The organism is Streptomyces mauvecolor (assembly GCF_039532965.1).
GTDB classification, from domain to species: domain Bacteria; phylum Actinomycetota; class Actinomycetes; order Streptomycetales; family Streptomycetaceae; genus Streptomyces; species Streptomyces violascens.
Window position 1 is genome coordinate 21,821 of sequence record NZ_BAAASQ010000027.1, and the last position, 24,584, is coordinate 46,404.

At 70.3% G+C, this 24,584-nt stretch carries 20 protein-coding genes; 3 read left to right on the plus strand and 17 right to left on the minus strand.

Going from position 1 to position 24,584, the window contains the following annotated elements; translation table 11 throughout:
* Positions 1-6: 6 nt before the first annotated feature.
* The 17 genes from ABD346_RS30855 to ABD346_RS30935 form a co-directional block, all read right to left on the minus strand.
* Positions 7-762 carry a 4'-phosphopantetheinyl transferase family protein gene (locus ABD346_RS30855; RefSeq protein WP_344379350.1) on the minus strand — a complete coding sequence of 252 codons (756 nt, stop codon included), beginning with the start codon at positions 760-762 and terminating at the stop codon, positions 7-9.
* 29 nt (positions 763-791) lie between these two features.
* Complete coding sequence (redH, locus tag ABD346_RS30860) at positions 792-3,464, minus strand: undecylprodigiosin ligase RedH (RefSeq protein WP_344379351.1); 2,673 nt, start codon at positions 3,462-3,464, stop codon at positions 792-794.
* Positions 3,465-3,484: 20 nt separating this feature from the next.
* Positions 3,485-4,579, minus strand: coding sequence for an SAM-dependent methyltransferase (locus ABD346_RS30865; protein WP_344379352.1), 1,095 nt, complete (start codon positions 4,577-4,579; stop codon positions 3,485-3,487).
* Positions 4,570-5,376 carry a thioesterase II family protein gene (locus ABD346_RS30870; protein ID WP_344379353.1) on the minus strand — a complete coding sequence of 269 codons (807 nt, stop codon included), beginning with the start codon at positions 5,374-5,376 and terminating at the stop codon, positions 4,570-4,572. The genes ABD346_RS30865 and ABD346_RS30870 overlap by 10 nt, the downstream gene beginning before the upstream one ends.
* 17 nt (positions 5,377-5,393) lie before the next feature.
* Positions 5,394-6,971 carry a D-alanine--poly(phosphoribitol) ligase gene (locus tag ABD346_RS30875; RefSeq protein WP_344379408.1) on the minus strand — a complete coding sequence of 526 codons (1,578 nt, stop codon included), beginning with the start codon at positions 6,969-6,971 and terminating at the stop codon, positions 5,394-5,396.
* Positions 6,972-7,006: 35 nt separating this feature from the next.
* Entirely contained in the window at positions 7,007-8,632 is a 1,626-nt protein-coding gene (locus ABD346_RS30880; protein WP_344379354.1) for an aminotransferase class I/II-fold pyridoxal phosphate-dependent enzyme, read from the minus strand.
* Positions 8,629-8,886, minus strand: a complete 258-nt coding sequence (locus tag ABD346_RS30885) for an acyl carrier protein (RefSeq protein ID WP_344379355.1) — start codon at positions 8,884-8,886, stop codon at positions 8,629-8,631. Before ABD346_RS30885 ends, ABD346_RS30880 begins: the two co-directional genes overlap by 4 nt.
* Before the next feature lie 150 nt (positions 8,887-9,036).
* The gene (locus tag ABD346_RS30890) at positions 9,037-9,354 is read right to left on the minus strand and encodes a RedY protein (RefSeq protein ID WP_344379356.1); all 318 of its coding nucleotides are present in this window, start codon (positions 9,352-9,354) and stop codon (positions 9,037-9,039) included.
* Positions 9,355-9,398: 44 nt separating this feature from the next.
* Complete coding sequence (gene redW, locus ABD346_RS30895) at positions 9,399-10,559, minus strand: L-prolyl-[peptidyl-carrier protein] dehydrogenase (protein ID WP_344379357.1); 1,161 nt, start codon at positions 10,557-10,559, stop codon at positions 9,399-9,401.
* Positions 10,556-13,351 (minus strand): beta-ketoacyl [acyl carrier protein] synthase domain-containing protein, encoded by a 2,796-nt coding sequence (locus ABD346_RS30900; RefSeq protein WP_344379358.1) that lies wholly within the window; start codon positions 13,349-13,351, stop codon positions 10,556-10,558. Before ABD346_RS30900 ends, redW begins: the two co-directional genes overlap by 4 nt.
* Before the next feature lie 31 nt (positions 13,352-13,382).
* Positions 13,383-14,621: a beta-ketoacyl-[acyl-carrier-protein] synthase family protein gene (locus ABD346_RS30905; RefSeq protein ID WP_344379359.1), complete on the minus strand. Its 1,239-nt coding sequence runs from the start codon at positions 14,619-14,621 to the stop codon at positions 13,383-13,385.
* Positions 14,621-14,860, minus strand: coding sequence for an acyl carrier protein (locus ABD346_RS30910; protein ID WP_344379360.1), 240 nt, complete (start codon positions 14,858-14,860; stop codon positions 14,621-14,623). The genes ABD346_RS30905 and ABD346_RS30910 overlap by 1 nt, the downstream gene beginning before the upstream one ends.
* 75 nt (positions 14,861-14,935) lie before the next feature.
* Positions 14,936-15,964 carry a beta-ketoacyl-ACP synthase III gene (locus tag ABD346_RS30915; RefSeq protein ID WP_344379361.1) on the minus strand — a complete coding sequence of 343 codons (1,029 nt, stop codon included), beginning with the start codon at positions 15,962-15,964 and terminating at the stop codon, positions 14,936-14,938.
* Complete coding sequence (locus ABD346_RS30920) at positions 15,961-16,413, minus strand: type II toxin-antitoxin system RatA family toxin (protein ID WP_344379363.1); 453 nt, start codon at positions 16,411-16,413, stop codon at positions 15,961-15,963. Before ABD346_RS30920 ends, ABD346_RS30915 begins: the two co-directional genes overlap by 4 nt.
* A complete protein-coding gene (locus ABD346_RS30925) occupies positions 16,388-17,716 on the minus strand; it encodes an aspartate aminotransferase family protein (protein ID WP_344379365.1) in 1,329 nt (442 codons plus the stop codon). The genes ABD346_RS30920 and ABD346_RS30925 overlap by 26 nt, the downstream gene beginning before the upstream one ends.
* A 7-nt stretch (positions 17,717-17,723) precedes the next feature.
* On the minus strand, positions 17,724-19,316 hold the full coding sequence (locus ABD346_RS30930) for an aldehyde dehydrogenase family protein (protein ID WP_344379366.1): 1,593 nt from the start codon (positions 19,314-19,316) through the stop codon (positions 17,724-17,726).
* 285 nt (positions 19,317-19,601) lie between these two features.
* Positions 19,602-21,848 carry an MMPL family transporter gene (locus tag ABD346_RS30935; protein ID WP_344379368.1) on the minus strand — a complete coding sequence of 749 codons (2,247 nt, stop codon included), beginning with the start codon at positions 21,846-21,848 and terminating at the stop codon, positions 19,602-19,604.
* Between the two features lie 81 nt (positions 21,849-21,929).
* Between ABD346_RS30935 and ABD346_RS30940 the strand changes: the two genes are divergently transcribed.
* The 3 genes from ABD346_RS30940 to ABD346_RS30950 all read left to right on the plus strand — a co-directional run bounded on the left by ABD346_RS30940 (position 21,930) and on the right by ABD346_RS30950 (position 24,282).
* Positions 21,930-22,523 (plus strand): TetR/AcrR family transcriptional regulator, encoded by a 594-nt coding sequence (locus ABD346_RS30940; protein ID WP_344379369.1) that lies wholly within the window; start codon positions 21,930-21,932, stop codon positions 22,521-22,523.
* Between the two features lie 100 nt (positions 22,524-22,623).
* Entirely contained in the window at positions 22,624-23,202 is a 579-nt protein-coding gene (locus tag ABD346_RS30945; protein WP_344379370.1) for a hypothetical protein, read from the plus strand.
* Between the two features lie 357 nt (positions 23,203-23,559).
* A complete protein-coding gene (locus tag ABD346_RS30950; protein WP_344379371.1) occupies positions 23,560-24,282 on the plus strand; it encodes an AfsR/SARP family transcriptional regulator in 723 nt (240 codons plus the stop codon).
* Positions 24,283-24,584: the final 302 nt, after the last annotated feature.

Consider the following 24,584-nt stretch of genomic DNA (forward strand, 5'->3'; position numbering starts at 1 on the left):
CTGGTTCTACCTCCACACCAGAGCGAATGCGTAACCGTCGATCTCCCGGACCAGGCTGCGGTACGAACCGCTGTCGCCGGGGGGCGCGTAGGCGGCGATCTCGGGGCCGAGCCGCCACGTGAAGCCGCCGTCCGGACACCAGGTGGTCAGCCGCACCTCCCGCGGGTCGAAACGCAGACCGAAGCCGAACGCCTTGAGCACCGCCTCCTTGCAGGCCCACCGCAGCGGCAGGGGCATGTCTTCAAGGCGGCGACGGGCACCGGGCTCGACGGCCGGCGGCACGGCGAGGAGGTCGGCGAAGTGCGGACCCATCGGGCGGTTGCGTTCGAGATCGACGCCAATGGTGTTCGGCCCGCAGGCGGCCACCGCGAAGTCGCCGGAGTGCGCGAGACCGACGCCGAGCGGAAGATCGACATGGGGCTTACCGGCCCGCAGTCCCTTCGTCTCCACTTCCACATGGACGTCACGGGTTCGTACCCGGGTGTCGGAGTGTCGCCAAAAGTGGGCGGCGACAGCCGACTTGACGGCTAGTCGGCCTGCGAACCAATCCAGGCGGCGTTTCGGGAGGATCAACTTCCCCGCGTGGGCGGCTTCCGGAGCCGAGAGGTGCTGCGACTCCAGCGCCGCGCGCATCGCAGGGCCGCGCCGGTGCAGCCACGCGATCGAGACCACCGTCAGTGTCGGCCCGCCTTCGATGTGCAGAACCCGCCACGGCAGCCCCGGAGCGAACGCGAGGTCCCGTTCATGCTGTCCCTCACCCATCGGCCGACGTGGCGGTGCGGACACCCGGCTCACTCCTCGACTACCTCGACTGTGCCCGTGTCGCCGTCCACGACGATCAGGTCGCCCGTGGAGATCTGCCGGGTGGCGTGCTTGGTGTTGACCACCGAGGGAACGCTGAACTCGCGGGCCACGATGGAACTGTGGGACAGCATCGAGCCGATGTCGGTCACCACGCCGCCCGCGATGGCGAACAGCGGAGTCCACGACGCGTCGGTGAAGCGCGCCACGAGGATCTCCCCGGCCTGGAACTCGTCGGCCTGCCAGGTGAGATCCCCGATGACCCGGGCCCGGCCCACGACTCGCCCCGGGCTCGACCCCAGACCCTCAAGACGCGCGCCGTCCGCCACCGGACGCACGCTCGCAGTCGCGTCGTACTCCCCGATGAAGGTCAGTGGCGGCTCGGGGAGCCGGCTGCGGTACTCGTGCACGCGGCGCCGCTCGTCGATCCGCTGCCGGGGGAAGGCCGCAGGCTCCGGCTCGTCCCCGGCGAGGTAGCTCCGGATCTCCTCGAAGTCGAGGTAGGCGGCCTCGTCCAGGGAGTGCAGCACACCCGCCTCGGCCAGCCGTCGCGCCACCTCGTACACCACACCCCGGACCAGCCAGACCGAGGTGACCATCGCCATCCGGGTGCTCTCGCGCAGCTCGCTGCACGTGGCGTACAGCGACATGACGGTCCTGAGCACCCTGCGCCTGGCAGGGGGCAGCCGGCGCAGCACCCCCTCGGATTCCCGCTCGGCCGAACGGCCGTGCCCCGCACCCGAATCGAGGGTGTACTCCCCGTCGGCATAGCGGCGGATCAGCTGGAAGATGTACGAGGGATCGTCGATCCAGCGGGGGTTGGTGAGCTCCATCTCCTGGCTGCCGCGGGTGCCGTTGGCGCGCAGGAAGGGCTCCATGTGGTCGTCCCAGAAGGAGCGGCCCGCCTCGTCCGCGCGCAGCCGTACGGGGATGTCGGCGGGCCGGGTCCCGCGGATGATCCGCATGACCTCGGGCCGATCCTTGGCGGCCTGTGCCAGGTTCCACAGCTCCCGGGCCGACGCCACGGTCCGCAGACCTGACATATCTGACTTGATGCGGTTCTGTAGGTTGGTGCCGTCGTCGCCGAGCCACGAGGCGCACAGCATGGTGAGGACGTCGTAGAAGCCGAACGCATTGATGTAGTAGGGCATGTAGCCCACGTGCATGTCGTGCAGGAACGCCAGGCGTCGGTCGAGCTCGGCGTGCAGCTCGCTCCGGTCGAGGGCGGCGAGGTCGATGCCGCGGGCGCGGTCGAACTCGTAGAGGCGAGCCCGGTCCATCCGCTCCGCCCGGCGCTCGGCCCCGCGCAGCTCGGACGCCGCGTACTTCGCCCAACTGCCCGCCGCCAGCGCCCCCTTGACGCCGCCGGGATAGGGACCGAACGGGTTGCGGTACGTCGCGAGATCGACCTCCTCGCTCGCGAAGCGCTCGGTGAAGGGTCGCTGGTCCCGGGTGGGCGGGCATTGGGCAAGGATGTGCGCCGTATAGGAGATGTTGAGGTAGACGTGCCCCTGGAGATACCCCATGTGCAGGTCCATGTCGCCGACGTCGCGCACACCCAGGGCCCGCGCGCAGTCGCCGTGCACCTGATGCTGGTAGTAGCGGGCGAAGCTCAGGCCCAGCGGCGACATCATGCCGACGAAGATCTCGCCGATGTCCATGCGCGACCACAGCGTCCGGTGCAGCACGTCCGGCGGCTGCGGTATGCCGTAGGGGCTGGGGGAGTCCGCGGCGCGCCCCGGGCGGACCGTGATCGGCCGGGTCTGGAGCAGATGGAGGTTGCCGTCCTTGAGCGCCCACTCGATGTCCTGCTCGGCGCCGTAGTGGTCACGCACCCGCACGGCCAGAGCGCCCAGCTCGGCGAGTTGACGGTCGGTCAGGCACGGTGTGTTCCGCAGCTCCGGGTCGACCTTCACCAGGTCGACGCGGCCCGGTTCCACGGGTACGCACCGGGTGACCTTGTAGCGGACCCGGCGCTCGACGACCTCCAGGCCGCCGCCGTCCACGACGAAGGAATCGCTGGTCACCTTCCCCGCGACCAGGCCCTCGCCCAGGCCCCAGCACGCCTCGACCACCAGTCGCCCGGACTCGCCGCTGATCGGATCGGCGGTGAACAGCACTCCGCTGGCGTCAGAGTTCACCATCTCCTGGACGACGACGGCAATGAGACCGACCGGCCCGGGGCCCTGGCGGTAGACCGCCGCCCGGTCCGACCACAGCGACGCCCAGCACGTCTTCACCGCGGCGAGCAGCGCCGCCTCGCCCTCGACGTTGAGTAAGGTGTCGTGCTGTCCGGCGAACGAGTGCGAGGCGCCATCCTCCTGGCTGGCCGAGGAGCGCACCGCCACCCGCGGCCGCCCGAGCGCTTCGTAGGCGGCGAGTATCGCGTGGGCGATCGGCGCCGGTATCTCGTGGTCCAGGATCTCCTTGCGGATGGCGTCGGGCTCCGCGCCCTCGACCGTGTGGAGGAGCCCGGTCTCCGCCAGGAAGGCGTGGAACAGCTCGGTGGTGACGCAGAAGGCGGGCGGCACCGGAAGGCCGGCCCGGGTCATCTCGGCCAGGTGCGCGCCCTTGCCGCCGAGCAGGGCGCCGTCGGCCGTCGTGCCGCCGATGGTGACGACGGCACCGGAGTGGGCCGCCGACAGGTCATTGAGTGCTGGCATGAGTCGGTCTCCTGTGGGGATCACGCTTGGGCGGTCCGGAAGGCGTGCGCGTTGGTGCCCACGAAAGCGCGGAACTGCTCGCCCGGGACGATCTGGGTGGCGCTGACACCGGTGAAACCGGCCCGCTCCATCTGCCACACCAGTTCGTGCTCGTGGGGGAGGGGGCCGCCGAAGTCGGCGTTCTCGAACCAGAGGTTGAGCGCCCGCAGGCCGGCGTTGCCGCCCTGGCACGAGGTGGTGAGCAGCAGCCGCCCGCCGGGGGCTAGCAGGGCCCTGGCCCGCTCCAGGGCCGCGGTCCGTTCGGCCTTGGGGAAGTAGTAGATGTTGTTGTGCATCGTCACGAGGTCGAACTGCGGCTGGAGCTCCAGCGCGCGCAGATCGCCGTGCCGGGTGCGGACGCGGTTGGCGAGTCCCCAGCGGGCCATGTTGGCGGCAGCCTCCTCGGCGACCTCCTCCTGGAGATCGATGGCCAGCGCTGAGAGACGGGGGTTGAGCGAGGCTGCGTAACGGACGTAGACCCCGCTGCCGCAGCCGATCTCCAGGAGCCGCACTGGGGAGGTGCGGTCCAGGGTGCGGGCGATGGCCTCCTCGATGAAGGGCTGCACGATGCGGCTGGATCGGGCGATGACGCCGCCGTCCTGGTCGCCGAGGGAGAGCCGGCGGCCGTCGCGCAGCATGGCGGGCGCCTGGAGGAGCACGGTGGCGTGGAAGCGTACGACCTCTTCGAGGGCGGCACTCACCGCGTCGTTCTCGGGGCGTGACAGCGCCTTGGCCACGCGGCTCCTGAGCCGGTAGCGGCCGTCGCCAAAGCCCAGGTCGCCGAGTTGGACGCCGATGTCGAGCCAGGAGCGCAGCCGGTCGCCGCCGCCCGGGATGCCGAGCCCGGCCGCAAGTTCGTCCGCCCCGGCGGGTCCCTGCGCCAGCGTACGCAGCACGCCGTGCCCCGCCGCCGAGGTGAGGAAGAACGCCCGGTAGACCGGCGTGGCCAGGTTCTTCGACAGGGAGAGCAGGAGCGGGATCTGCCGGTTGCCCACGATCCTGGCCAGCGCCCGCGCGTGGGTGGCGGTGGTCCTGGAGCGGTGCCTTGCGCTCGTGGCGAGCATCTTTACGTCCATGATCCGTTCCTCTGTGCGGTAAGGACTGGAGGGCGCCCGGTCGGGGCGAGCCCGGCGCGTATCTCATGCAGGGCGCGGCCACGGGACGGCCCGGTCAGGAAGAAGTGGCCGCCCGGAAGGTGCCTGCTGCGGAACGGGCCCGAGGTCACGTCGCGCCAGGCCGCGACCGCGTCCGGCGGGGCCACCGGGTCGCCCTCGGTCGAGAAGGCCGTGACGGGGCAGCGCAGCGGGTCACGTGGTGCACTGCGGTAGTTCTCGCAGGCGGCGAGGTCAGCCCGCAGTGCCGGAAGGCGGCGCTCCCAGTAGCCGTCCGCGACCGCCGATCCGCCGTCGATTCCGCCCAACTCACGCAAACTGTCCCAGAGTTGACGCTCATCGAGCAGATGGTCGCGGCGCCCGGCCGGTAGCTGTGGGGCCCGGCTCGCGGCGACGTACAGGTGCCGCGGCTCGGCGAGCCCCCGACGGCGCAGCCCGCAGCAGGTCTCGTAGGCCACCAGTGCTCCCATGCTGTGGCCGAACAGTGCGTAGCCGCCATCCGTGAGACCCCGGTCGAGCAGTGCGTCGACGACGGCGGTGACCAGGGCCGCCATCGTGGCGTACGGCGTTTCGCCCAGCCGTACGCCCCGGCCCGGCAGCAGCACCGGCACCACCCGCACGCCATCGCCGAGACTGGCCTGCCAGTCGCGGAACAGGGAGGGGGTGCCGCCGGCGTGCGGGAAGCAGATCAGCGGGAGGGCGGCGCCGGTGCCGATTCCGGTGCCGGGGAACCAGGGCACGGGGCGGCGGTCGGGGGTCACGGTGGCCGGCCCGCCTTCTAGTGGCCGTCGGCCGCGAGCGCGGCCAGGGTGCGGTAGTCGGTCTTCCCGTTGGCGTTGCGCGGCAGCTCCGCCAGGCAGGTGGCGGAGTGCGGCAGCATGTACTTCGGCAGGTACTGCGAGCAATGCCTCTTGATTCCCAGCAGGTTGGGCCGCACGCCGTGCGGGCGGAGTGTGTAGTAGAGGGCGAGCCGGGCGGCCGGGCCCTCGCCGTGCACCACCACCGCGGCCTCGGCGAGCCACGCGTGGCGCAGCACCGCGGCCTCGATCTCGCCCAGTTCGAGACGGTAGCCGGAGAGCTTGACCATCCGGTCCTTGCGCCCGCGGTAGACGAGCCGCCCGTTCTCCTCACTGACGATGTCGCCGGTCGCATGGCGGCGCGCCCGGTGCAGCTCCGCGGCGGGCTCCGTCTCACGGCGCCAGTAGCCGGGGGTGACACAGTCGCCGGACACGATCAGTTCGCCGTGCGCGCCGGGCTCCTCGACCGGATCACCGTGCTCGTCGACGACCGTCAAGGTGGTGCCGGAGATCGGTACGCCGATGGGTGCGGGCTCCTCGCGCGCCAGGTCCTCCGGGCGGACCCGGTGATGACTGCACACGTTGGTCTCGGTCGGTCCGTAGAGGTTGTACAGGGCAGTGGAGTCGCTCAATAGACGGGCCAGCCCCCGGAGTTGAGGCATTGGGTACACCTCTCCGGCGAACAGGACGTAGCGCAGGCTGGCGGCGCCCTCGGCGGTGAGGGCACCCGAGGCGGTGAGGAGGTGGAGTATCGAGGGCACCGAGTACCAGACGGTGACGCGGTGCTCCCGGATGCCCGCCGCGAGGGCGGCCACGTCACGGGCGAGCGCGTCCTCGACGACCCACACCGCGGCCCCCGACGAGAGGGCCACGAACAGGTCGAACGTGCTGAGGTCGAAGTTGAACGAGGCGTGATTCGCGAACACGTCACCCGGGCCCACATCCAGCTCGTCGCGGGCCCACCCGACGAAGTTCGCCAGATTGCGGTACGAGATCTTCACGCCCTTGGGCACCCCGGTCGACCCCGAGGTGTAGAGCAGCGCGGCCAGGTCGTCCGGGGCGGGCTCCGGCGCCGCGCTGGAATGGTCTCCGGCGGTGGCGGTGAAGGCTTCCCACGCGTGGACGCGGACGCCGCCGATGCACTCCACGTCCGGTGCGGCCGGGCCCGCCACCACAACCGCACGCACGGAGCCGGGCAGTTCGGCCCCGGTGAGGGCGTCCAGGTGGCGCCCGTCGGTGAGGACCACGGCTGGCTCCGCGTCCGCGAGGATCGTCGTGACCCTGCCGACCGGCTGGCCGCCGTCCAGCGGGACGTACACACAGCCCGCGTCGAGGGAGGCAAGGATCGCCTCCACGTACCGTGGCTGCTTGTCCATCCAGATCGCCACACGGTCACCGGGACGGACGCCCTGGCAGAGCAGTGCGTCGCCCAACAGGCGTACACGACGGGTGAGCTCGCCGTAGGTGACGGGATTGGGGCCCACGAGCGCGGGGCGTCCGGCCCGGTCGGAGGCCGGCTCGTGGGGGAGCCGGATGAGGGAGGTGCCCTTGGCGCCCATGGTCTGCACGTACCTTCTCCTTTCGCGGGGGTGGGTCACTCGGCGGCGGGAAGCACACCCGTCTCGTGGGCGGCCTCGACGAAGATGCCCGCGGCCTCCGCCAGGTCCTCGGGGGTGTGCTCGCTGGTCACGCTGATCCGCAGCCGGGCGTCGCCCAGCGGGACGCCGGGGAAGACGACGGTCTGGCAGAACAGTCCGCGGGCGCGCACCGCACGGCCCATCTCCATCGCCCGGCGCTCGTCCCCGATGACGATCGGCAGGATCGCGCTCTCCGTGTTCTCCAGGTCGAACCCGGCGGCAGTCAGGGCGCCGCGCAGGGTACGGATGTTGCTCCAGAGCTGCTCTAGCCGGTGCGGTTCGCTCTCCATGACGTCGATCGAGGCGATGAGCCCGGCCGCGACCCCGGCGGGGATGTTCGCCGCGAAGACGTAGGAGTTGGAGTAGAAGCGGAGGTAGTCGACGACCTCCTCGTCACCGACGACGAACCCGCCCATGCCGGCCAGCGCCTTGCTCATCGTGCCCAGCTCCAGGTCGACCTCGCCCTTGAGCCCGAAGTGCTCTGCCGTGCCGGTGCCCCGGGCACCCAGCACACCCGTGGCGTGCGCGTCGTCGACCATGACCCGCGCCCCGTATTCCTTGGCGAGCTTGACGATCTCGGGCAGGTCGCAGATGTCGCCGTGCATGCTGAAGACGCCGTCGGTGACGATCAGCTTGCCCAGCACGTCGTCCGCACAGCGCTCCAGGACCCGTTCCAGGTCGGCCATGTCGTTGTGGCGGTAGATCTTGCGGGCCGCGCCGGACAGCTTGCCGCCGTCGACGATGCTCATGTGGTTGAGCTTGTCGACCACCAGCGCGTCGTGGCCCTTGACCAGTGCCGAGATGGCGCCGAGGTTGGCGGCGTACCCGCCCGGATAGACGATGCAGGCAGGGCGCCCCTTGAACGCGGCCAGGCGTCGCTCCAGCTCCTGGTGGAGGTGGTTGGTGCCGCCGATAATCCGTGAGCCGGTGTGGGTGGCGCCGTAGGTGCGGGTGGCCTCGCACACGGCCTCCACGACCTTGGGGTGATTGGCCAGGCCCAGGTAGTTGTTCGACGCGAACATCAGGAACTCGCGCTCCCGGCCGGTCTGTTCGTCGTCAATGAGCACGCGGTTGCCGGACCGCGAGCGCATCGGCATGCCGTACCAGTACAGCTGCTCCTCGTTGCGCCTGCGGAAGTACGCGCTGAAACCGCGGGCCTTTGCGAAGAGGTCGGGATCGCGCTGTTCCATGAAGTCCTTCATGGAGCGGGCGTCCCAGCCAGGGCCCGCTGCCACCGGAGGCTCGGTCGGCGACGGAAGGACCCGCCGCAAGGGCTCGGGGTCCGCGCCCGGGGACTCCCACGCGGAACCGTCCGGCGGATCCTCGCCGGCAGCCTCTGCCACGGCCGTGACCAGGTCCCGGATCGTGGTGAGGCCCGGCGGCAGCTCCGCGTGCAGTCCGAAGCATTCGCGCACATCGGCCAGGATCGACTCCAGGATGACCGAGTCGATCCCGAGGTCACCCTCCATGGCACTGTCCGGCGTCAGATAGGACTCGTCGTAAAGGGTGTGCGCGGTGACGATGTCGAGTACCCGCCGGTGTACGGATCCGGAACCCCGTATGGTGTTCACCCCGTTCGTCATCGGACGGCTCCTTTCTCCTGCAGACGGTGGACGAGGTCGGCGATCGCGCTGATGGTCCGGAAATTCCGGGGCGCGACGTCTGGCAGTGGAACTGTCACCCGGTACTCGTCCTGGAGATGGTGGACGAGATCGAAGATTCCAGCCGAGTCGATGACGTTGAGCTCGGCGATCGGGGTGTTCTCGTCAAGGCCCTCCGCGTCACCGTCCAGCCAGTTGTCGGCGATGTAGCGGATGAGTGATTGCTCAGTTTTCATTGCCGTCCTCGGCTCGGCATTCCGGAAATGCAGAAGGTTGGGAAACACAGTGGCACAGCGTCCTTGCATCCCACTGAGATGATCATGAAGCGGGAGAAGTCTCCGCAGGTGGCGGGTCTCTCGAGGGCTGCTCACCGGGGCGGGGCAGGGTCATGCGGCGGCATATCCCGGCCCGACGCGCTCGCCGGACAATCTCTCGATCACCTCGGCCAACCCGTGGAATTCCGAGGCGAGTTGCCGGAACGTCTCCGACCGCGTGTCCCGCTCGAACGCGTCCCGGCTGCTCACCGTGATGACCTCGAAATACTCTGGGGCACTGGCGCCTTCGCCCGGTATCCGCTGGACGCTGAAGGAGGCGACGCTCGACAGTCGGGGGCAGGCGGCGTAGTCGACTTCGGTTACCCATTTCTCGAACCGGTCCCGGGGGACGGATTCCCGCAGGCGGATACGGTGCACGATGATGTCCATGAATTCCTCGACGTGAGCAGGGAGATGAATATGTCCGCGTGAGTTCAGCGGCGGCGGACGCGGCGCTTCGGGCCGAGCCCCAGGGCGCGGGCGATGTTGTTCTTCTGGATGTCATTGGTGCCGGAGAAGATCCGGGCCGGCAGGGCGTCCCGCAGCAGGGTCTCCGCCTCGCCGCTCAGCACGCCCAGGGCGCCCCGGATCTGCATGGCATCGAGCCCCAGCTGCACGGCCGCCTCGCTGACGGCCAGCTTCGCCAGGCCCGGCGCGACCTCGTCCCGCTCTCCCCGGTCCAGACCCCAGGCCGCCCGGTAGAGCAGCAGTCGCGCGGATTCCAGGCGCAGCGTCATGTCGACGATGCGGTGGCTGACGGCCTGGAAGCCGCCTATGGGCATCCCGAACTGTTCGCGCAGGCCGGCGAATTCGACGGTCGAGTCGAGGACGCGGCGCATCGCACCGAGGTACGCGGCGAACAGACAGGTCCGCTCCCACGCCATCGACGCAGAGAAGACGGCCGCGCCGCCTCCCTCCGTACCCAGCACGTGGTCCGCCGGTACCGCGCAGTCCTCCAGGTACACGTCGGCGGTCGGGGAGCCGTGCAGGCCGACCTTGTCGTAGGGCCGTCCCACGCGCAGCCCGGGCGTGCCCGCCTCGACGAGGAAGGAGGTGAGGCCGAAGAACCCAGCGGACGGGTCGGTCACGGCCTGCACCACGAACAAGTCGGCCACCGGCGCGTTGGTGGTGAACGCCTTGCCGCCGTTGAGCACATAGTGGTCGCCCCTGAGCTTGGCGGAGGTGCGCAGGGCCAGCGCGTCGGACCCGGCCTCCGGCTCGGTGATCCCGTGCGCCGCGATCCACTCGCCCGAGGAGAGCCGGGGCAGCCAGTGCCGCTTCTGTTCCTCGGTGCCGAACTCCACCACCGGTCTCAGACAGGCGAAGAGGTGGGCGGCCACGGAGAAGGCGAAGCCGGTGTCCTCGGAGCCGTGCCCCAGGGCCTCCATGAGCGCCGCGGCCGTGACGGCCCCGAGCCCCAGTCCGCCGTACGCCTCGGGGACCGCCGTGCCCACGACGCCCTGCTCGCCCGCCAGTAGCCAGCGCTCCCGGAACGCCACGGGGTCGAACGCGTCGGGGCACGGCAGTTTGTCGCGGGCGAAGGCCGAGATGGCCGCACGCATCTCCTCGGTGTCCGTGTCGAAGTCGAAATTCATCGTGGCCCGTCCCGGTGTTCCTCTAGGAGTAGGTGGTAGTTGGTACCGCCGGTGCCGAACGAGCTGACGGCGGCCCGGCGCGGGCGGCCCCGCACCGAGGGCCAGGCCATCGCCTCGGTGGGCACGAGCGCGGGGATCGCGTCGATCGGCAGGTCCGGGTTGAGCGTGCTCAAGTTGGCGCCCGGCGGGACGGTCGCGGCCCGCAGGGCCAGCAGCGCGCGCAGTGTCCCGGCGGCACCGGCCGCCGCGTAGGTGTGGCCGAAGTGCGACTTCGCGGAGCCGATCAGGAGCGGTGCGTCCCGGCTGCCCGAGTACACCTCGGCCACCGAGGCGATCTCGGCCCGGTCGCCGACCTTGGTGCCGGTCCCGTGGGCCTCCAGGTAGTCGACTGTCTCCGGCGCGAACTCAACCTGGGCGAAAGCCCGTTGGATGGCCCGTGCCTGGCCTTCGGCGTCCGGCGCGATCAGGGACTTGGCGTCGTTGGAGGCGCCGATCGCGCGGATCGTGCCTAGTACGGTGTCACCGTCCCTGCGGGCGTCCTCGTACCGCTTGAGCATGAACAGTGCGCAGCCATCACCGGGGGTGAAGCCGTCGGCCGCCGCGTCGAACGGGGTGATCCGGCCGCGCGAGAGCAGCCCGAGCGCCGAGCAGAGCACCATGTCCCGTGCTGTGCAGGCCAGTTCAACCCCGCCTGCCAGCGCGTAGTCGACATCGCCGGACCGCAGCGCGCCCACCGCCACGTCCAGAGCCGCCAGCGAAGAGGCGCAGGCCGCCTCGACGGCCACCGGGACGGCGTCGAGACCGTACTCGTGGGCGACGAGGGCAGCGCCGCCGCTCGCGAGCCGGCCGTCGAGGAGCACAGGGTACGGCGGCCCGTCGCCATCGTGGTGTTCCTCCCGAACCTCCTTGAGCAGTGACTCCCGTACGTCGTCGGCGAGTCCGGCCAGCGCGGGCAGGGCACCCGCGACCGACTCCAGGTAGCCGATGGAGCGTTCAGTGTGCGCCTGCCGGTCACGGGTGAGACCGAGGTTGCTGCCCACGGCGACCAGACCCCGGCCGACGAGCGGCGGAGCGCCCCCGTCGCGGCGGTCCAGCAGCTGACCCGCGGTCTCCAGGACGGTGCGCTGGGCGGCGTCCAGGGAGCGGTAGCGGTCCGGTGCGATGTCCAGACCGGGCGGCGGCACCTCGGGCACGTCGATGGGCGCGGCGAGTTCGGTGTAGCTGTGGGTGAGGCTGAGCGAGCCGGGCGCGTAGTAGAGCTCGCGGTCCAGGACGCGCTCGGACACCGGCGCGATCCGATCCTGCCCGGACAGGACGACCTGCCAGAAGGCCTCCGGATCCGGCGAGCCGGCGAACTTCGCACCCATGCCCACGATCGCGATGGGCTCGGCGGCGGGGTGTGCTGACTGGCCGGGGCGTCGTTCCCGCGTACGTGCCCCGGCTACCGGGCGCGGCTCCGTGGGGGTGTGCTCCTCCATCACGAGGTGGCACACCGCCCCCGTCACCGAGGTGCCCGTCACGGCAGCCCGCCGGGGCAGCCCGGGAGCGGGGCGCTCCCAGGGCTCGGCGGTGGTCGGGCTGCGGAAGGCGTGGGGGCCGGGCAGCGCGCGGTCCGGTGCCGCCGACGGGGGAACCGTGCGGTGGTGCAGCGCGAGCGCCACCTTGCTGACCGCCGCCAGACCGGCATTCGCGAGGGTGTGCCCGATACGGTCCTGCGCGCTGCCCACCGCCGCCGTGCCCGGCAGGAGCTGTACGCCGTGCTCCCCCGCCAGCGCCGCGAGCTCGGCCGCCGCGTCCTCGGGGCTGCCCGCCCCGACGCGCTCGACGTACTGCACCGACTCGGGGGTGACGGCCGCGCCGCGGTAGGCGGCCCGCGCGGTGGTCCGGTGCAGCCCGGCGGCGGAGGAACGCCGGAACGGCCCGGGCTGGGCGTCCAGGCGCAGCGCGCAGTGCAGGATCCGCGCGTACACGCGGTCACCGTCCTGCTCCGCCAGGGACAGCGGCTTGAGGAGCAACGCGCCCACCCCCTCGGCGAGGCGGCCGGCCTGCCCCTCGGCCCCGGCCGTCACCCAGCCCTCGATCATCCGCTCCAGAAGGGGGCTCTCCCGGCGGTGGCCGGCTACCACGAGCGCCGCGTCCGCCGTGCCGGCGCGCAGCGAGGTCACCGCGTGCGCGAGGCCCACGAACGAGGTGGCGTCCGCCGATTCGAGTGCGAGGGTCCGGCCGCGGAACTTGAACGCGGCGGCGATCCGCGCCGGGATGGTACTGGCCATCTCGCCCACCCGGTCGTGCGGAGACGCACCGAGCCCGCGACGCAGCTCCTCCTGGAACTCGGCCGCGGCGCGCCCCGCCGCGTCGGACTCGCCCCGCCCCTCCAGTGCGCGCCGCAGGTCGCGGGCGTAGCGGCTGCCCTCGATGCGCAGCGCGTTGGCGTACTGACGGTCCAGGCCGAAGCAGGTTCCCACGACGACGTCGGTGCGCTCATCCGGCAGGGACCGGGCGTCGTGGCCGGCGTCGGCGAGACAGCGCCGCGCGGCCTCCAGCATCAGGATCTGCATCCGGGCCATTGCGCCGCTCTGAGCGGGCGGGATGCCGAAGCGTGCCACATCGATGTCGAGGTCGTCGAGGCTGCCGTCGTGCGGTGAACTCGCTCGATTCAATGGCTGGTTGAGGAGTGACCAGTAGGCGTCGGCGCTGTGTGCGCCCGGGTACAGCGCGCCGATGCCGACGATCGCCACGGGTTCGTCTGCCGGGCGCGGAGCGCTGCGGCTCTGCTCCGGTTGGGAGTTCATGAGGTGACCATTCCTGGGTTTCGGGGAGGCGTCACGGACGGGTGAGCACGAGCACCGCGTTCTGCCCGCCGAACCCGAAGGAGTTGCTGACCGCGACCTGTACGTCGCTCCGCCGGACTGACTTGCACACGATGTCGAGGCCGATCTCGGGGTCCTGGGCGTCCACGTTGGCGGTGGGCGGGATCAGGGAGTGTTCAAGAGTGAGCGCGGTGATCGCCGCCTCGATCGCACCGGCGGCCCCGAGCGCGTGACCCAGGACGCCCTTGACCGAGGTGACGGCGGGCCGCTCGCCGAGCGCCCGCCGGATCAGCCTGGCCTCCATCACGTCGTTGAGCGGGGTCGAGGTGCCGTGCGCGTTCACGTGATCGACGGCATCCGGAGAGGTCGAGGCGTCCAACAGGGCTGCACGCAGGGCGAGTTCGGCGCCCTCGCCCAGTGGGTGGGGCGCGGTCGCGTTGTACGCGTCGGCCGACGCTCCGTACCCGCTGACCCGGGCGTGGACGTGTGCGCCGCGGGCCCGGGCGTGCTCGGTGCGTTCCAGGACCAGGATGGCCGCACCCTCCGCGACGACGAAGCCGTCCCGGTCGGCGTCGAAGGGGCGGGAGGCCGCGGCCGGGTCGTCGCTCCGGCCGGAGAGCGCGCCCATCTGGCTGAAGCCCGTGGTGATCGAGGGCACCACACAGGCCTCGGTGCCGCCCGTGATCACCACGTCGCACACGCCCCTGCGCAGCAGTTCACGGGCCTGGCCGATGGCGCTGGTGCCGGAGGCGCAGGCGGTCGCCACCACGAAGTTGGGCCCGCGTGCCCCATATTCCATGGCGATGTTCCCGGCGGACATGTTCACGGCCAGCATCGGGATCAGCATCGGGGAGACCTTCAACGGGCCCTGTTCCAGCAGGACATGGTGCTGCCTCTCCCACGTGGCCGCGCCACCGATGCCGCTGCCGAGCACCACGCCGACCCGGCTGCCGTCGCCCGCGGCGAGATCCGCACCCGAGTCCGCGACGGCCTCGGCGGCGGCGGCGAGCGCCAGCTGGGAGGCGCGGTCGAGCCGCCACGCCTTGCGGCGACCGAGCAGGGCGGTCGCGTCGAAGCCCGGCACGGTGCAGGCGAAGTCGACCGGTGCACCGGCCAGTTCGGGTACTCGGCGAGCCGCGGTCGCCCCGCCCTCCTTGACTCGCTCCCAGGTGACGTCGGTCCCGGGGCCGGCCGCCGTCACCATGCCGATGCCGGTGATCGCCGCGTCGAAGCGGTCGTTGGAGCCGGCCATCAGGCCGCGACCTCCAGTTTGCTCCCGATGACGGCGGCGGCCTGAGCGATGGTGTCGTGGGCGGCGAGGTCGTCGTCGCCGATCTTCACCCCGAACTCCTCCTGCACCAGCAGGGTCAGCTCGACCAGGGCCAGCGAGTCGAGTTCGAGCTCGGTGAAGGTGTGGCCGGGCTCGACCTCGCCGCGCTCCACGCCGAAGCTCGCCAGCAGGCCGACGAACCGCTCGTAGACGTCGCTCATCACAGGTACTCCTTCATGGTGGTTGATCGGTGGTGCGGTCGGACGTGGGCTCGATGGTGCGGTCGGACGGCGCGCTCAGACGGTGCCCAGCTCGGGCCAGCGCAGCGCGCAGGCGCCCCAGGTGAGCCCGCCGCCGAACGCGGTGAGCAGCACCCGGTCGCCGGCCGCGAGCCGGCCCGAGACGGCGGCGTCGTCCAGGGCGAGCGGCAAGGACGCGGCCGCGGTGTTGCCGACCCGGTCCAGGTGCACGTGGCAGCGTGGGCGCGGCACTGGCAGCCGGTCGGCCACCGCGTGCATGATCCGCAGATTGGCCTGGTGGGCCACGAAAAGGTCGATGTCCTCGACCGCCCAGCCCGCCCGCCCGGCCGCGGTGCGCGAGGACTCCACCATGCGCTCCACGGCGTTGCGGAAGACAGCCTTGCCGTTCATGCGGAAGTACGGATCAGGGCCAAGAGGTGAAGGAACTGCCTTGGATTCAGGCGTGGTTGACGTATGCCAGGGTTCGCGTGATCCGCCCGAGCGTACGCAGATCAGGTCGCTTCCGGTGCCGTCGCTGGCCAGGACCAGCGGACCCAGGGCCCCCGCCTCGGCCGCGTCCCCGGCCCGCAGGACGGCCGCGCCGGCGCCGTCGCCGAAGATCGCGCGGGTCGAGCGGTCGTGGGGGTCGAGGATGCCGGAGAACTTGTCGGCCCCGATGACGAGAACCCGCTCGGCGGTGTGCGTCGCGATGAGCCCGGCCGCGGTGGCGAGCCCGTACAGGAATCCCGTGCACACCGCCGCCACGTCGAAGGCCGCGACGGTGCCGAGCCCCAGGCGGGCGGCGACCGAGGGCGCGGTGGCCGGGCAGGAGTGGTCGGGAGTGGTGGTGGCGACGACTACCGCGTCCACCGGGTCGCTGCCCGCGGACTTCAGCGCTCGCGCGCCTGCCTCGACGGCCAGGTCGGAGGTCGCGGTGTCCCGGGCGGCGACGTGGCGGCGGGAGATTCCCGTCCGGCTGCGGACCCACTCGTCGGTGGTGTCCAGCTCCGCCTCCAGGTCCTGGTTGGTGACGACTGCGGGCGGGAGCCAGGAGCCCAGGCCGCACAGGACCGCGGCGCGGTTCACGAGACGACGGCCGCGGCCGGTGCGAAGAGCCGGGAAAGGACGGTACCGATGGTGTCCTTGATGACGCGTTCCGCCACCGGTTCGAGAATTCCGGCGAGGCTCGGAATGCCGAAGTCGAAGGTGGCCCGGAAGTCGACGAGACAGCCGCCACCGGATTGCGGAACTATGCGCCAGACGCCGTGGAACGAGTCGAAGTCGCCTTCCAGTTGCCGGAATTTGATGACCAGCTGGTCCGGGTCGGGTTCGTCGCTCTCTGTCCAGCGCAGAATTCCGTTCCTGAAGTAGACATCCCAGTCGCTCCGGTCGCCCTGCACCTTCACATTGCGTACGACGGGGGAGTGCTGAGGGTAGAGGTCGAACCGCTGCACCGTCTCGAATGCGGTGATGGCCGAGGTATCGGGAAGTTCGACTGCTACGCGTACGTCACGCATGGGCTGTGTCGCTTTCATCGGCGGGTACGTAACGGGCCGCCTGCGCGCGGCAGGCACGGTCGAAGGCGACGCACAGGAAATCCACGTCCGAGGCGGAAAGAACAGCTGGCGGCGTGAAACGCAGCACCATGTGCGAGTTGAGCGAGTGATTGGCGATCACGCCCTGCTCGATCAGCTCGATGAGCAGCTCTCCCGCAAGGCCGGGTTCGGTGAACTCCACACCCAGGAGGAGGCCCCGGCCTCGCACTTCGCGCACCAGATGGCCCAGGTGCTCCCGCGCGATGCGCCGGATCTCGCCGAGCAGCCGGGCCCCGAGCTCGGCCGACCGGCGCACCAGGTCACCCTCCTCGATCGCCGCGAGCGCCCCGCGCACGGCGGCCATCGCCAGCGGGCTGCCGGAGAAGGTCGAGGTGTGCAGATAGGGGTCCCTGTCGAAGGAGGCGAACACCTCGGCGCTCGCAGCCAGGGCGGAGACCGGCAGGACGCCGCCGCCGAGCCCCTTGCCCGAGAGCAGGATGTCGGGGTGGACGCCGTCGTGGTCGGCACCCCACCAGGTGCCGAGCCGGCCGAGCCCCGTCTGGATCTCGTCGAGCACGAACAGCGCGCCGTGGCTGCGGCACAGCCGGGCCGCGTCGCGCAGATAGCCGTCCGGCGGAAGGACCACGCCCGCCTCGCCCTGCACCGGCTCGACGATGAAGCAGCCGCGGCCCGGCACCTTTGCGAGGGCCCCCTCCAGTGCGGCCGCGTCGCCGAAGGGCACGTGCTCGACGCCCGGCAGGAGTGGCCGGAACGGGTCCTGGAAGACGTCCTTGCCGGTGAGGCTCAGGGACCCCAGGGTCTTGCCGTGGTAGCCGTCGGAGGTGGCGATCAGCCGGTCCTTGCCGAGAGTCCGCGCCAGCTTGATCGCGGCCTCCACGGCCTCGGTCCCCGCACAGGCGAAGTGCACCCGCTCCAGGCCCTCGGGAACCCGGCTCAGGAACGCGTCCGCCGCATGGGCGACCTGCGGTTCCAGGAAGAGCCGGGTCGCGACGGGATGGCGGCCGAGCTGATCGGTGACGTACTCGAGGACCGTGGGGTTGCGAGCCCCCATCAGGAAGACGCCGTAGCCGCCACAGTTGAGGAGCCGCTGCCCGGTGACGGTGGTCACCCAGGCTCCCTCCGAGGCCACCTCGACATGGCCGCCGAACAGTTCCCCAAGGGTGGCCCGGCCCTTGCTCAGCCGCCTGCGGTACAGGCCGACGAGCGCGTCGCGGTCCGCGGCCGGGTGCGCTGCCGTCGTCCCCCCGACTCGGCTGTGGATCCGGTCGTCGTGAAGAGTCATCGGTGCCTCACGCCCCTTGTCCGGAGAGATTGCGCCAGGCCCCGAAGACAGCCTCGGACGGCCGGGAACCGGAGCTGATGCTGACGCCCTGGATGTGGGAGGTCCGCAGGATCGGATAGTTGGCTTCGCCGAACACCCCGCCGGTCAGGCCCGTGCCGCCGTGCGTGGGCAGATACGGCAGGAAGCCGATGTGCGAGTCGTTCACCTTCAGCAGCCCACCACCGGTGACGGAGCCGACGAAGCGGTCGACCACCTCGGGATCCCTGGCCCACAGCGAATTGCGCAGGCCGTACTCGTTGGAGTCGACGAACTCGATGAAGCGGTCCAGGAGTACGTCGTCGGTGGCCGGCTCGGCGACGACGACCGGAAGCAACGGGAAGAAGGTCTCGTGGCGTACGGCATCGATCTCACGGGCACCTGACAGGCCGCGCACGAGCACCACGGTCGGCTCCAGGAAGATCCCGTCCGGCGCGCGCTCCCCGTCCACCTGAACGGCGTGACCCCCGCACACCAGCTCCGCGCCCTTGGCCAGGGAGTCTTCAAGACAACTGAAGAACTTCTCGTTGCGCAGTACGGGAGTGAGCAGGACATCGGGGTCGCTCGGGCGCCCCGGGCGCACCTGCGCGACCCGGCGGACGAGTGCGTCGAGCAGGCCGGGGGCGGCCTCGGGGTGCACGAGGACCTGATTGGGGATCATGCACAACTGGCCGGAGCCGTAGAAGCTCTCGAGCAGCGCCTCGGCGGCGAGCTCGACGTCGGCGTCCTTCCAGATGGTCACCGCGTCGTTCCCGGCCAGTTCGAGAATGGGCTTCTTGCCCCGGGCCACACAGCGCTGCTCGAACTTCAGCCCGTTCTCGCTGCTCCCGAAGTAGATGACGTCGTCGACGTGCGGACTCTCCAGCCAGGCCGAGAGCATCGGAGCAGGGTCCCCGCAGACGACATTGAGCACGCCGGGCGGAGCACCGATCTCCCTGAGCACGGGCGCCACGACGTCCTGGAGCACGAACATGGCGCCGAGCGGGCCGCTGCGCGGCGCCCGGACCACCAAGGTGTTGCCCGCCATGATCGAGGTGACGCCGAGTAGAGCGCTGGAGAGCGGCGCGTTCTGCGGCGGGTTGAGGCAGACCACTCCGTCCGGCCGGCGCCGCACCTGGAGGCGCCGCTCGTCGCGCCGGAACTCCTGGTGCATCAACGACCGGTAGAAGCTCACCGATTCGGCCCCGAAGACCTCCAGCATGCCGGAGACCTGCCAGCGGGCCAGCGCGAGCGGATGCCCCTCGGTGACGAGCACGTCGGCGATGTCGTCCGCCATGTCCACGATGCGCCGGTGGAGCAGGGCCGCGAACTTGTCGATACGCAGATCGGGCGGCAGCGCGCTCCAGGCGGGGAAACTTTCCCGGGCCGCGGCGAGGGCCGCGTCGACGGTTTCCCGGTCGGCTTTGGCGACCCGGGCGACCACGGTGTCCGGGAGATCTATGGGCGCCACTTTTCCGCGTTCGAGATCGCGCTTGAGACGCAGGCTGGAGAATGCGTCGTCGATGAGCGACTCCGAGTCTACGACATAAACCCAGTCGTCACTCGCGAGGGACTCGCCGTTCACATAGGAGCAATAGGTGCGCAGGGGCTCCGACTTGAGTGCCGTCCCATTCAGGCGCCGCGGCACTGGAGAGGGTAATTCCGTACTGCTCACACTCACTCCCTGTCTTTGGCGGACGCCGTTGCACGGCTCTCGAAAGGCACTCGAAAGCGTTCTGCCGAAGACTCTCGCAGGAGTTCCTGACAGGGCACTGAAATTTCGCTGTGCCCCTGCCGGAAAACGGCCGGTCCGCCGTCCGGCGCCTTGTCGCGGCACCGGACGGCGGACCGTAAATTCCCTGTGTCCGGCTCAGCGGGCGGCCGGTTGCAGTGCCGCTTCCTCGGGTGCCGGGGGTTCGTCGTGCCTGAATCCCAGGCGTTCGTACAGACGCTGGAGCGGACCGGGTGCCCACCAGTTGGCCCGTCCTGCCAGACGCATGAACGCGGGCACGAGCAGACCACGGATGATCACGGCGTCCGTCACGATCGCGAGGGCGGTGCCGAGTCCGAGCACCTTGACCGGGGTGAAGCCGACGCTGATCAGGGCGATGAAGAAGATCGCCATCAGCCCCGCGGCGGCGCTGATGAGACTGCCGGTGCTCTCCAGACCCGCCGCGACCGCGGTCCGGTTGTCGCCGGTGCGGTCGTACTCTTCGCGGATCCGGGACAGCAGGAAGACCTCGTAGTCCATCGACAGGCCGAAGATGACGCAGAACATGAGGATCGGCATGGTCACGTCGATCTGCCCGGTGTTGGTGAAGTCGCCCACCAGCCACTTGAGATGGCCGTCCTGGAAGACGTACACCATCGCGCCGAACGTGGCCGTCAGGCTGAGCAGGTTCAGCACGATCGCCTTGACGGGGATCAGGACGCTGCCGGTGAACAGGAAGAGCAGGACGAAGGTGGTCACGGCGATGATCAGTGCCGCGTACGGCAGCGCGGACCAGAGGCTGTCCAGGGTGTCGCTGTACGCGGCGGCCGGTCCGGCCGTCCGGGCCGTGGCACCCGCGGGAGGCGTGATGGCCCGGACGTCGGTGACCATGTCCTGGCCCGAGCGGGAGTAGGCCTCGGCGTTGCTGGTCAGCGACAGCCAGGCGTCGCCGTCCTTGGTGAACATCGCCTCGGCTCCCGGCACGGCGGGCGCCGACCGCCGTCCGGCCTGGTAGCTGCCGGTGGCCGTGTCGACCCGAGCGACACCGGGAACCTCGGACAACTTCTCGGCGTACGAGCCGAGTTGGGAGGTGTCCGGCCTGCCGCCGGTGAGGGTGACCTGAACCCCCTGGCCGGCCAGGGCAGGGAAGTCGTCCCGGATGGCCGAGCCGACCTTGGCCGCCGCCATGTCCTTGGGCAGCGCCCGGTCGTCGGGCAGCCCGAACGACGCCTTGGCGAACGGCAGGACGAGCACGGCGAGGCCGAGCACGACCACGACGAGCACCGGCCACGGGCGCTTCATCACCGCCGTCGCGAGGCGGTGCCACACCCCGTGCCCGGGGTTGGCCGCGGCCCGCTCGGCCCGCCGCCCGCGCACCTTGGCCAGCGGGTCGAACCGGTCGATCCGCGGCCCGATCGCGGCCAGCAGCGCGGGCAGCACGACCAGCGAGCCGATCATGGCGAACACGACCACGCCGATGCCCGCGTACGCGAAGGACCGCAGGTAGTAGAGCGGGAAGACGAGGAGTGCGCACAGCGAGAGCAGCACGGTGAGGGAGGAGAACAGGACGGTGCGGCCCGAGGTGACGAGCGAGGTGCGCAGCGCCGCCGCGGTCTCCCGGCCCAGGGCTCGTTCCTGGCGGTAGCGGCTGACGATGAACAGTGAGTAGTCGATGGCGAGTCCGAGCCCGAGGGCGGTGGTCAGGTTGGTCGCGAACACCGACACCGGGGTGAACCCGGCGATCACCCTCAGCACTGCGAGCGAGCCGACCACGGACACCCCGGCGACGGCGAGCGGGAGCAGGGCCGCGATGCCGGAGCCGAACACCACGACGAGCAGTACCAACGTGATGGGCACCGCGATGCCCTCGGCCTTGGTGAGGTCGACGCCGACGCGGTCGTTGGCCTGCCGGTTGAACTCGGCGGCGCCGCCCGACGTCACGCGCAACGCGCCCTGCGCGCCGGTGACTTGGGGAGCGATGCGCTTGGCGGCCTTCTCGACGGCGCTCTCGTCGCCGCTGAGGCGGGCGAGCACCAGCGCGGAGCGGCCGTCCTTGGAGCGCAGGTCGGGCGAGGTCCCCTCGCCCCAGTACGACGTGACGGAGGCGACGCCGTCCTCACCCTTGAGCTTCGCGGTGAGGGCGCGGCCGGCTTCGACGGCGGCAGGGTCGTCGACGGACCGGTCGGGTGTTGCCAGCAGGATGAAGTTCGGATCGCCGGCGTTGAAGCGCTCCCGCAACGACGTTGCGGCCAGGGTCGATTCGGACTTCGGGTCGTCGTAGCCGCCCGCCGACAGCATCCCCATCACCGGAGCGCAGAGCGCGGTGATGAGGACGAAGCCCAGGACGGCGAGGGTGAGGACAAGGCGGCGCCGCTCTAACGCGAGGGACGCCAGTCGGGTGAGCATGTGTTTCCCCCAGTGCGAGGAAGGCCCGGAGTGGTGCACGGGCCCGATGACAGATCCGTACGCCGAGGCTATATTAGTCGTATGACTAATCAAGTCGACCGACTAATTTCACCTCGCGGACTGCGCCGCCGGGAGCAGCTGGTCGACGCCGGTCTCGCCCTCCTCATCGAGGGCGGCTGGCCGGCCGTGACGACGCGCTCCACCGCCGAACGGGCCGGGGCGAACCTCGGGTTGATCCACTACTATCTGGGCGGACTTCCCCAGCTGAAGGTGGCCATCGCCGAGCGGGCCTGCGGGCTGGTCTTCGGCGCGATCACCACCGATCTGCTCGGCAGCGGAGGCGTGAAGGAGGCCCTCGACCTCTTGAGACAGCTGCTGGCCGAGCCTTCCGACAGCCGGATGTCACGGCTGACCATCGAACTCATCGCGGGCGCGCAGCGCGAGCCCGCGCTCGGCGACGTCATGCGCGAAAGCCTCGCGGCGGCACGCGCCGAGCTGTCCGGCTGGCTGTCCGAACACCTCCCCGACGCACCCCCCGGCACCGCGACGCTGCTCGTGGCGATGGTCGATGGGCTGCTCATCCACCGCATCCTCGACCCCGAGCTCGACGTCGAGGCGGTGCTGGATGCCTTCGCCGCGTTCCTCGCCGCCCCGCCGGCACGCGACCGGCCCTGAGAACCGCGGCCGGCTGCTCGTCCCCCGGAGCGGCCGGCCGCCACCCCCTTGCGAGCGAGACCCGCGGTACGCCCCCGAAGAGCCAAGCGACGGAGGAGCCATGGAAGCGAACAGGCGTGACTGGCTGTTCGGCACCGGCGCCACATCCACCGAGAAACTCCTGGCCCACGCGACCGCGACTCTCGGCGCGCTGGCCGTGACCGTGGCCAACCGCCATGCGGGCTGGGCCTGGTGGCAGTGGCTGCTCGGTCTCTCGCTGGTGTGGGACCTGGTTGGCGGAGTGGTCGCCAACGGACTCGACACCGCCAAGAGCTTCTACCACTCGCCGCTGCCCGCGGACACGCCGCGGAGCATCCGCTTTGTACACCACCCGGTGGGATTCACCGGGCTCCACATCCAGCCAATCCTCGTCGGCTTCCTCTTCCCTGGCGGCAGTTGGTGGTGGGGAGTGCTCTGGTACGGCCTCGCGCTCGCCGGAGCCGTCGCCGTCGGGGCCGCACCCGAGCGGCTGCAGCGGCCGATCGCCCTGGCCACCGTCGCGGTCGGCGCGATGCTCTCGCCGCTGCTGCCCGGCCCGGACGGTCTGAGCTGGCTCCCCGTCGTGCTTCTCCTCAAGCTGGTCCTCGCGCACGGCGTACCGGAGGGGAAATGCGCCCCCCAACGCGCGACCGTGGCTTGAATGATGGAAGTCGCTTAACCACTCGGCAGATCGCTATGGACCTCCGTGGGATGCCTATGGATAGACTCGACCTGAATCGTGTGCATCATCCAACGACTCTCTCAACCTACTCTTCTGAGTGAAACAGAATGGGCTTCTCTTTTTTGCGGAACAAGTCGGCAGCCACACGCTGACACCCTCTCGGGCGCGCATGTAGTGAGTCCTCGCGCGATGAATCCGAGGTGTCAGGACCGCGGCCGTCGACCATGAGTCGAGAACTGCACAAGAGCTTCACACTTGCGAGGTGAAATTGACATGTGGGCGGGGGACGGCATGGAGGTAGAGATCCTCGGATCTCTCCGGGTCACATTAACCAAGGTGGACACAGAAATACCCGGGACGAAACTACGGGCTGTTCTGGCCACCCTCGCGCTGAGCCCGCGCGAGGCGGTCTCGCCTTCGGTGCTCCTTGCCGAACTGTGGGGCGACCGGCCGCCCCGCACGGCGTACAACACCCTTCAGGGCCATATCGCACGGCTGCGGCGCACTCTGGTGGAGCAGTCGCGGGCGCCGCAGGCCAGGGAACTCATCCGCACCACCCATGCCGGCTATCTGCTGGACATCGATCCCGAGCACGTGGACTCCGTCCGCTTCGCGCGCACCGTCAAGGACATGGCGGTGCGCGCCGAGGACGACGCCGAGCGGGCGGTCGCCGTACTCACCCGGGCGCTCGGCATGTGGCGGGGCCAGGCGCTGTCCGACGTCGGCCACGGCGTCACCTGCCGGACCGCCGCCGCCCATCTGGACGAGACCCGTCTTATGGCGCAGGGCATGCTGATCAACGCGCAGTTCTCGATGGGACTGCATCAGCAACTGGTCCCGGAACTGGAGAACCTGACCTCGCGCTACCCCCTGCGGGAACGGTTCAGTGAGCAGTTGATGCTCGCGCTCTACCGCTCGGGGCGCCAGGCCGACGCCATAGATGTCTACCACCGGGTCCGGCGTCGGCTCTCGGAGGAACTCGGCGTCGAGCCGGGACCAGGCATGCAGGACCAACTGGCCCGAATTCTCCGCCAGGAGCCGTGTCTGCTCGGCGCCTGAGCCGCCGCACGGCCCCATCGAAACGTGAACCCGGACATCCCGTGGCACGGGTGATCTCCACCCGTGCCATGGGATTCTGTCGTGTGGCACTCTCCGAAGAGGGTTGAGTCGACTCCCCTCCTGTTTTTGAGAGCTGTGTCACACAACTCCGCCTCGTTGGGACCACTTGACGTTCAACGAGGGAGACCTAGCGAAAACTTAGAACGGAATATCTTGAGTTTCCCCGCTCTTCAGAAGAGCCTGATGTAGGCAGCATTCGGTTTTTGGCAGAACGATCCTGAAGAGTTATTCGCAGTCAGTCA